At 68.1% G+C, this 1,420-nt stretch carries 3 protein-coding genes; 1 reads left to right on the forward strand and 2 read right to left on the reverse strand.

Annotated features, from left to right (window positions below):
• A partial coding sequence (locus IBL25_RS26115; RefSeq protein WP_187781343.1) for an ABC transporter permease occupies window positions 1-547 on the reverse strand: 547 nt, incomplete at its 3' end.
• 13 nt (window positions 548-560) lie between these two features.
• The gene (locus IBL25_RS26120; protein WP_194433833.1) at window positions 561-938 is read right to left on the reverse strand and encodes a hypothetical protein; all 378 of its coding nucleotides are present in this window, start codon (window positions 936-938) and stop codon (window positions 561-563) included.
• A 163-nt stretch (window positions 939-1,101) separates the two neighbouring features.
• Between IBL25_RS26120 and IBL25_RS26125 the strand changes: the two genes are divergently transcribed.
• The coding region (locus tag IBL25_RS26125; protein ID WP_187781345.1) for a hypothetical protein at window positions 1,102-1,420 on the forward strand (319 nt) is incomplete at its 3' end.

The raw sequence follows: 1,420 nt of genomic DNA on the forward strand, positions 1-1,420 counted from the left end.
GGGTGAAGCGCTCGAGCGGCTCATAGAAGACGATCAGCGACGCCAGCAGCGTCCCGAAGCCGTGGCCAAGCAGGGCGCTCATGCCCAGGCTGAAGACGAAGAGGCCGGGATTCGAGGGCCAATAGCCGCCGAAGATGATGCCGCCGACCACCAGCAGAAGGATAATGGGAGTACAGGCCGCCGCTTCCAGGACGGTGCGGGACATCGTCAGGTCGTGCAGCTTGATGTTGTTGTGGAACAACAGCGAGCGGCTGCTCATGATCGCGCCGGCATTGCGCGTCACGATGCCGCGGAACATATAGAAGGGAGCGTAGCCCAGGCCGTAAAACAGAAAGATGGGGATATTGTTCGGCAGTCCGTGATCGGACAGCCAATGGATGGCAGAAACGCCAAAGGCGAGCATCATCGGCTCGCCGATCAGCCACAGATATCCCGTCCGGGATTGCCCGAACCGGAGTTGCATTCCGCGAATCACAAGAGCGTGAATAACGCGGAGCTGCGTCGCCAATGCACTGGTTTGGCGGCGGCGGGGTACGTAGCCGCTCATCCGCGTATTCTCCTTATGGCCGGATCGGCGGCCCGTTCTGCAGCAGGGGCCGGACCGCTTCCCATTGGCCCGGCGTGGCCTCGCAATACAGCGCCTGGCGCCCGGTGGCCATGGCGCCAAGCAGCAACTGGCGGCAAGGGCGGCCGCCGCCGGAGTTATAAGTCCGCACAACGCGGACGGGAACAGGCGGGCTGCCCACCAGTTCCTCCTGCCCCAGCTGGGCCCGTGCCGCGAAGGCGGCCAGCGGGTCGGCGGGCCGGGCCGGGAGATCCTCCATGGGCGGGGAGGCCATGGCGGAAGGCGCGCTGGCGCGGCTGGATACCATGCTGCAGCCCGAGAGGCTCAGCAGCACCAGGCCCAGCGCGGCCGGCAGCCGGAGATGCGGCAGCATCCGGGCCGCCGCAGGCGATTGGGTGGCCAAGGGGAATCCGTTCACGCCCACTCACATGCTATCCTGATGCGCCGGAAGCTAACGCACCGCCCTCTCGATAGCAAAGCCCCTGCTAACACAGCCTGCCCGGCGCCGCCTTACGACAGACGGGATCTTCCACGCTTTGGCTCTTTTGCCCCGCCGCCGCCTGGCCTTCCTGCCCGAGTCGCTCCGCCGCGTGCCGCATCTGCCGGCCTTCTGGCCGGAGCATCAGCCCGTCATGGAGGGGGCGGAGATCCTGGCGCTGCCAGCCGGGCGGCCGCCGCGCGGTGCTCCGGCAGAATTGTTGCGCTATGCCGCAGGCCCGCTGCGCGCCCCCACCTTTGGCCGCAGAATGGCACCGGTGGCGCTGCTGCTGGTGGATGGCCTGCCCACCTGCCTCGACTCGGCGCCGCTGGCCGCCGCGCCGCCAGCGGCCGAACTGGCCGGCCGTGCCGCCGCCG

The organism is Pseudoroseomonas ludipueritiae, assembly GCF_014490445.1.
Classification (GTDB): domain Bacteria; phylum Pseudomonadota; class Alphaproteobacteria; order Acetobacterales; family Acetobacteraceae; genus Pseudoroseomonas; species Pseudoroseomonas ludipueritiae.